This is a genomic window from Paraburkholderia sp. UYCP14C, from assembly GCF_004197395.1.
Taxonomy (GTDB): Bacteria; Pseudomonadota; Gammaproteobacteria; order Burkholderiales; family Burkholderiaceae; genus Paraburkholderia.
Window position 1 is genome coordinate 1 of sequence record NZ_SELS01000137.1, and the last position, 7,579, is coordinate 7,579.

4 protein-coding genes and 2 pseudogenes are annotated in these 7,579 nt (G+C 59.7%); 3 read left to right on the forward strand and 3 right to left on the reverse strand.

The window, feature by feature from the left end:
- Window positions 1-91: 91 nt before the first annotated feature.
- Window positions 92-1,057 (forward strand): annotated as a pseudogene (locus EVC45_RS42835) (MFS transporter); the annotation flags it as partial.
- 82 nt (window positions 1,058-1,139) lie between these two features.
- Window positions 1,140-2,129 (forward strand): D-2-hydroxyacid dehydrogenase family protein, encoded by a 990-nt coding sequence (locus EVC45_RS42840; RefSeq protein WP_129964124.1) that lies wholly within the window; start codon window positions 1,140-1,142, stop codon window positions 2,127-2,129.
- 110 nt (window positions 2,130-2,239) lie between these two features.
- On the opposite strand, the gene EVC45_RS42845 is transcribed toward EVC45_RS42840, so the two are convergent.
- Both EVC45_RS42845 and EVC45_RS42850 read right to left on the reverse strand, forming a co-directional pair.
- Window positions 2,240-3,982, reverse strand: a complete 1,743-nt coding sequence (locus tag EVC45_RS42845) for a hydantoinase B/oxoprolinase family protein (protein ID WP_211193579.1) — start codon at window positions 3,980-3,982, stop codon at window positions 2,240-2,242.
- Window positions 3,983-3,984: 2 nt separating this feature from the next.
- Window positions 3,985-6,024 (reverse strand): hydantoinase/oxoprolinase family protein, encoded by a 2,040-nt coding sequence (locus tag EVC45_RS42850; protein ID WP_129964127.1) that lies wholly within the window; start codon window positions 6,022-6,024, stop codon window positions 3,985-3,987.
- A 315-nt stretch (window positions 6,025-6,339) separates the two neighbouring features.
- Here EVC45_RS42850 and EVC45_RS42855 point away from each other — a divergent pair, with 315 nt between their 5' ends.
- Complete coding sequence (locus EVC45_RS42855) at window positions 6,340-7,275, forward strand: LysR family transcriptional regulator (protein ID WP_129964126.1); 936 nt, start codon at window positions 6,340-6,342, stop codon at window positions 7,273-7,275.
- A gap of 97 nt (window positions 7,276-7,372) precedes the next feature.
- Here the strand turns inward: EVC45_RS42855 and EVC45_RS47375 are convergent.
- A pseudogene (locus tag EVC45_RS47375) lies at window positions 7,373-7,579 on the reverse strand (hypothetical protein); the annotation flags it as partial.

Below are 7,579 nucleotides of genomic sequence, written 5' to 3' on the forward strand. Positions count from 1 at the left end.
CGAAGCCCGTCAGGAAAGGCTGATGAAGCTGGCCGCCTGAGCTGCAAAAGCTTGTCCAGACAACCGGAGCCGATACAAGGCAGGGTTCTTTCCCGGCGTGATTTTCTATCTGAGCTCGTGGTTTCCCGAAAACAGACGCGGCGTCATTATTTCCTGTTTCATGGTGGGCTTCCCCATCGCTGGGCTGGTGGGCGGTCCGATCTCCGGCTGGGCAATGACACAGCTTGCGCATGTCGCCAATCTGGCTGGATGGCAATGGCTCTATATCGTCGAGGCGCTTCCCGCAATCGCGCTGGGGATTCTGACGCTCTTCATCCTGGACGACAATATCGACAAGGCGAAATGGCTGACTGAAGCGGAAAAGAACATCCTGCGTGAAGGATTCCGGGTCGAAACGGAGCGCAAACGCACGAACAATCAACAGGTGCATGGCACGCTTGTGCAGGCTCTTGCGGACCCCAAGGTCTACATGCTCGCCTTTGTCGACTTTGCATTCGTGTCCGGAACGTATTCCGTCACGTTCTGGCTGCCGACCGTCATGAAAAACTCGGGCATCACCGACCTCGCTCAACTCGGGTGGCTCTCGGCCATTCCCTACGGCATTGGCGCGATCGGCATGGTGGCTATCAGTCGAAACTCGGACCGAACGCTAGAGCGGCGCTGGCATGCGGCCATCGCTGGCATTATCGGTGCCATCGCCCTGCTTCTGGTGTCGCATTCGTCGAACTCGCCCGCAACCACGGTTACGTTGCTCACCATAGCATCCGTTGGGATCTTCGCGACGAACGTGCTCATCTGGTCGATTGCGGCCGACTACCTGCACGGCTCGCCTGCGGCAGCCGGAAGCATTGCGTTCGTCAATTGCATTGGCCTGCTCAGCGGGTTCTTCAGCCCTTTTGTCATCGGCTGGCTGAAGACGGCAACGGGAAGTCTCGTCAGTGGTCTTTATGTCATGACCGCTCTTCTGCTTCTCGGAATCCTGGTCATGCTTGTAGGACTCAAACCTCAAACCGCTAAATCGGCGCGCCCGCCCAAGAAGGCATCGTTAGCGGGGTAGTCGAGACAAGCGCCTTCCATTCTGAACGACCAGCCATAGGCGGATACCGGTCCGCCAGCTGGCATCAACAGCAAAGAAACTCATGCATAAAATCGCCATACTCGATGATTTCCAGAATACCTCGTTGAAATTCGGGGATTGGGCAAGCCTGCGGAATCAAGCGGAAATCACTGTTTTCACTGACCATATCGATAACGAAGATGCGCTGGTGGAACGCCTACTGCCATTCGACATCCTGTGTGTGATGCGAGAACGGACATGGTTCCCGCGAAGCGTGCTCGCAAGGCTCCCCAACCTCAAAATGCTGGCAAGCACCGGCCCGTGGAATGCCGCCATCGATATCGAAGCAGCGGACGACCTCGGCATTACAGTCTGCGGAACCGCGTCGTCGCTAACCGCGGCAGCGGAGCAGACATGGGCGCTCATCCTCGCGGCGGCTCGCGACATCCCGCGTGAAGTCGCATCGTTTCGCAGCGGCGGATGGCAGGTGTCGGTTGGGCGCGACCTCAACGGCAAAACGATCGGACTCCTCGGGCTGGGTTATTCCGGTAGCGTAACGGCACGTGTGGCGCAGGCGTTCGGAATGAGGACCATTGCGTGGAGCCAGAACATGACCGCTGAATCCGCGGCCACGCACGGTGCTCAATATGTATCGAAAGACAAGCTGTTCGCGACCAGCGACATTCTGTCAATCCACGTTCGGCTTTCGGAGCGCACCCGCAACCTGATCGATGCGCGCGAGTTGTCCCTGATGCAAGCGCACGCACTCATCGTGAACACCGCCCGCGGCCCGATCGTGAACGAGGAAGCGCTCATCGACGCACTGAAACGCAAGCAGATTGCCGGTGCGGCCCTCGACGTCTTCGACGTGGAACCGCTGCCGCAAAACCATCCGTTCCGGACCATGGACAACGTGATCGCGACGTCGCATATCGGGTACGTCACCGAGGGTTCTTACGAGTTCTACTATGGCGAGTCCGTTGAGAACATCCAGGCCTGGATCAAAGGCAAACCCATTCGCACGTTGACCGCGGAGAGACGAGAAATCAGCTATCGGACCACAGCCTCCTGACGGTGCCCGTTTCTCGCCCAGACATGCGGCGCGTTGCGCCGCATGTCTTTCAGTCCTTCAGTCAAGCCAGTGTGCGTCAGGTGTGTTCGGAGTTCTCCGGAATCACCCGCTCACGTTGTCCGCGAGGCGGCTTCCAGTTGCTCCGGCTGCATCAGTTCGCGGTCTAGTCCATAAAGGGCGATCGCTGCTTCACGGCTGATGTAACCATCAGCAACGTCAGCCAGCACCAGTGCGCGCGCGCGCTGCGCGGGTTCGCCGAAGCCGCCGCTACCGGCCGGCTGCACGACGACGCGATCATTCCGGAAGACGACAGTTTGACCGCCTTTTGCGGGCACAGCCGTTTCCTGTCCATTCGCGTGCTGTACCTTGCAAACGAACGGGCTGCCCGCAAGGCCACCGAAATGCCCTTCCGGTGCGGTGCGCCCGCGTTCCCCCGAGACCGTAAACGTGGCTTCATCATATTCGACACGATATACACGGCGGGACGTCAGTCCTCCGCGTTGCCGGCCGGCTCCGCCGGTATCCGTGACCAGTGACCACTCTTCGACCAGCAGCGGCGATGTCCGCTCGATCATTTCAATCGACTGTGTGCCGGCATTCCCGACATATACCCGAATGCCGCTCACGCCATCTTTAGCGGCGCGGGCCCCCATTCCACCAGCATGTACATCGTGCATCGTGACGAACGTCTGCCCGGTCTCTGTGACACGTGCCTGGTTGGTGTCGCGCCCGCTAAAGATTCCCGCGCAAGCAGCGCAGTTGCTCTGGCCGAGAATGCGGCCCGGCACCGCGGGTGCAAGCGCCTTGAAAAGAAGATCGATCACCCTGGGCGACGTTTCGGTATTGCCCGAGACCACCGACGCCGGGTATTCGCAGTTGAGAACACTGCCTTGCGGAGCAATGATGGTCACTGGCCGATAGCAGCCCTGGTTGATCGGGATGCTGAGGTCCGTCAACGCTTTTACCGTGAACCACGTGCTGTTGCAGGTGACGGAGAACGGGCAGTTGATTCCGCCGCGGACCTGGGCGCCTGTACCGGTGAAGTCGAACGTGATGTGGTCGTCCTTCACGGTGACCTTGACCTTCAGCAGTGGGTGTTCGGGTTTCCAACCCGGAGCTTCGATCGGGTCGAGATACTCCTGCGCCTCGTAGACGCCGTCCGGAATCCGCGCGATCTCCGCGCGGATGAGCTTTTCCGAATGGTCGAGACTTTGCCTCATCACGTCGCGCAAGGCGTCGGCGCCATACTTCTCCACCAGGTCCACGATGCGCCGCTCACCCACGTAGGTTCCCGCGTATTGAGCCTGGATGTCGAGCCGCAGTTCGTGAGCGTTGCGGCTATTGCGGGTCAGAATTTCGAGTACATCACGTACCGGTTCGTCGTTGCGGTACAGCAGAACCGGCGGGATCCGGATGCCCTCCGCGAATATGTCCCAAGTGGCGATTGCATAGCTGCCGGGCGACTGACCGCCAATGTCGGTCCAGTGGCCGCGGGTCATCACGAACGCAACGATTGCACCGCAAACGAAGACCGGCCGAGTGAACTGGACGTCCGGCTGATGGTTGCCGCCCCCGACGTATGCGTCGTTGCTGACGATAACGTCGCCGGGGCGCAGGTTTTCGCGGCCAATTGCTTCGACCGAGACGCGAGTGGAAATGACAGCCGAGCCTAACATCGTCGGAATATCGTTGCCTTGAGCAACGAGCTGCATGTCCGCGTCGAAAATGGCAGCGGACGAGTCGCCGCTCGCATGCATCAGCGGGCTCCCTGCCGTGCGCATCATGGCGATTTTCATTTCCCGCGCAACCGCAAAGAGGCTGCTACGGATGATTTCGTAGGTAACGATGTCCATGCTCAGGCCGCCAGTTCAATCACAAGGTTCAGGTCGTCGTCGACATGCGCTCGATGCGATGCCTTCAGGATCGCGCAGCTGCTGTGCTCTTCAATGACAGCAGGACCGTCGATGTTCGCGCCGGCCGGTAGCCGGCTTCGGGTAAAGACCGGTAACGCGCTTAGCTTGCCGTCGATGTACACATCGCGGGTGCGATTTGGAGCAATGGTTGCGCGCTCGTCCGCGTGCGCGACACCCCCACGCCAGCCGCTGGTCGTGATGAGTTGCAGGCGCAGGTTCGCGACGATAATCGGTTTATCTTCGCTGACGAAATTCCACAGTCGCTGATGCGCCGCTTCGAACTCACGCGCCAAAGCGGCGCATGAAGCATCGGAGGGCACTTCGACCGTGAGGACATCGGGTTGACCGGCATAGCGACAATCAGCCAGCCGCACAGCGGAGATCTCGCCCCCGTCGACGCCGTGGCGCTGCGCATCGGCTCGGCCTAGCGCGAGCAGCGCTTCATACTCCGCATGCAATCTCTCGTCGCCCAGTTGCGCCAGATCGCATTCGACCGGTCGTTGATAGTCATACTGCTGGTCGGCGACCATCATGCCGAACGCACTGAAGAGACCTGGCAACGGAGGAATCACGACGCGTCGAATTCCGATGTCGTGAGCGAGGTCGACCGCGTGAACGGGGCCCGCACCGCCATAGCAGATGTACGAAAATTCACGCGGGTCATGACCCTTCTCCACCGTCATGATTCGAATCGCTTGCGCCATCAACGCATTGGCGACAGACCGCACCGCCTGGGCCGCATCGGGCACGGTCATTTTCAGAGGCTTCGCAATGGCCTGTTCGACCACCCGCCACGCAGCCTTCGCGTCCAGCTGGAATTCGCCCCCAAGGAAATTGTCCGGGTCGATATAACCCAGCACGAGATTGCAATCCGTGACCGTCGGCCGCTGGCCACCACGTCCATAACAGGCTGGCCCCGGATCAGCAGCCGCGCTTTCGGGGCCGATGCGAATTCCGCCGCCCGCATCGATCCAGACGATGGAGCCGCCTCCCGCGCCCACCGAGTCGATGTCGATGCTGGGCGAACGCACCGTGTAGCTGTGCAGCAAGCTCTTGTTCCTGATTTCCGGCCGGAAATCGCGGATAAGCGAAACGTCGAAGGTAGTGCCGCCCATATCGCCGAGAATGGCGTTGCGCAGATTGCCACGCTTGCAGCTACGGATCGCCGCACTGACACCTCCGGCCGGCCCCGATTCCAGCAGCACGATAGGCCGGTCTGCAACACGCGCTGGACTGGCAAGGCCGCCGTTCGACTGCATGAACAGAAATTTGCCATCAAAGCCAAGGCTCGCGAGTGCATCGACCAGACGGCCGATATATCGCCCGCAAACCGGCCCGAGCATCGCATTGATGACCGTCGAGCTGGTCCGCTCATACTCCATAGCTTCCGGATTGACCTCGTGCGAAGCACAGACGAACCGGTCAGGCAGCATTTCACGAAGTACCGCGATAGCCGCCTTTTCATGCTGCGGATTGACGTGCGCGTGCAGCAAACACACAGCCACCGCTTCGACATCCGACACGCGGACTCGCTCGGCAATCTCGCGCAGATCTTCGTGCGCGAGAGGCGTTTCGATACTTCCGTCAAAACGCAAACGCTCGGTCACTTCAAATCGCCAGCGACGCTCGACCAGCGCCCGCGGGTTGTCGAACAGCAGGTCATAGAGATCGGCGCGGTCATGGCGCGACGCACGCCGCAGCTCGAGGATGTCGCGAAAGCCGCGCGTGGTGATCAATGCGGTGCGCGCCCCGGTGCCTTCCACCACCATGTTCGTCGCCATCGTCGTCCCATGACCAAGAAAGGACACGTCGGCACTGCGGGAGCGCGAGATTTCAAGAATCCTTCGAAAGCCCTCTATCGTTCCTATGACCCGATCCTGGGGTGTAGTCGGCACCTTGGTGGACCAGACCTTGCCGGTCGAATCGTCGACCATGACAACATCGGTGAAGGTGCCTCCGACGTCAATCCCTATCCGTTTCACGCTTGTTAATCTCCGTTGGCGGGCGGTAACCCATTGGAAAATGCCGATGGAATGCGGTGAGCGGTCATATGGCCTCAACACTAACGTTCAGGTTCACACGCATCGAAGCAGTAATCACGGTTACACTGCGTGGCAGTGATTCGATTGCGTTATCACACGCTATCAATGCGTCACTCCATCCCGACAGGAGCGTGGCAGTACGTACGAGTCTCCGCTCGGATCGGACCTGCGTCGCCGGCAAACCCAGTGTACTGAGACACTTCTGGCAGCAGATAATGAAAGGTTTCAATCACGTGAACATCTGAGGTTATATCCGTGATAACCAGTAACGATGCAATCCTGAGGCGCCTGCGAGGCGCGCACATTGCGCTGCTCATCGCACTCGACGACCACGGTTCGTTGCGCAAGGCTGCCCAGCAAATTTCGCTTTCGCAGCCCGCGATCACGAAGTCGCTGCAAGAATTAGAGGTGATATTCGGCGTAGAGCTTTTCTCCCGTTCGCCGCGTGGAATAGTCCCGAATGACCTGGGCCGTTGCGTAATTCGCCATGCCCGAACCCTGCGGGCGGACGTTGGGACGATGCGAGATGAGATGGCGGCAATCCTGCGCGGCGGTGGCGGCACCCTCGCCATCGGCGCAGTAATGGGATCACTGCCGACGTGGCTAGCGCCCGCTGTCCGGGCACTGCGGGCGGAACAGCCCGATACCGCAATCGAAGTCTGGGAAGACAACAGCGCGCGCCTGCTGGCAATGCTTGATCAACGGCTCCTGGATCTTGTCATAGCACGGCCCAGCGTTAGTGTTCATCCGGAAGCCTATGACTTCATCCCGCTGGAAGTGGAGGAAATTTGTCTCGTCGTTGACGGCGCAGACTCGCTCGGTGACGAAACGAGCGTGCAACTGGCAGACATCATTGAAAATCCGTGGATTGTTCCGCAGGCCACTCTGCCCATGCGTTCGGTGTTCGAGCAAATGCTCGACGACGAAGGGTTGAACTTTCCGCGGTACGCGATGGAAACGACTTCGACGTTCGCCACGCTTGCATTACTCCGCACTGGGAGCGGCACCGTTGGCCTGATCCCGCGCAAGGTCGCCGAGTATTTTGCGGCAGGTGGACTGGTCAAGATCCTCCCCATTTATATCGAACGAAGAGGGGCCCCGTACGGCATTGCAACGCGCCGTGGCGCAACGCTGACCCAGTCGATGCAGAAATTCATCGAGCTTTGCCGGGCCCGCAAGGCAGAACTTTGATTCTTTGCTTCCACACCGGACATCGGCGGACAGGCCGGTAAAGCGGTTCTGGTGCAAATTTGCATTGTGAGCGAGAAGCGGCGTATTCGCCGCCACCTCATCGAGCGGACAGAACTGCCTTCCAAATAGCGGGCGCATTGGTATCTTTGAGGCGTAGATTCGTGAGATCGAATTGCGCCTTGCGAATGCGATGCATCAACTCGATGCCCGAGATCGTGACGGTCGCGGAGCTAATCTCGGATCTGGTGTACGGCGGCAGGCGGGGGATACGAGGAAGGCGGTGGCGGTTGGCTGAGAATGTTGC

Bases quoted from the DNA above. Each gene is read 5' to 3' on its own strand.
- EVC45_RS42840 (WP_129964124.1), top strand. From the start codon at position 1,140: ATGCATAAAATCGCCATACTCGATGATTTCCAGAATACCTCGTTGAAA.
- EVC45_RS42845 (WP_211193579.1), bottom strand. From the start codon at position 3,982: ATGGACATCGTTACCTACGAAATCATCCGTAGCAGCCTCTTTGCGGTT.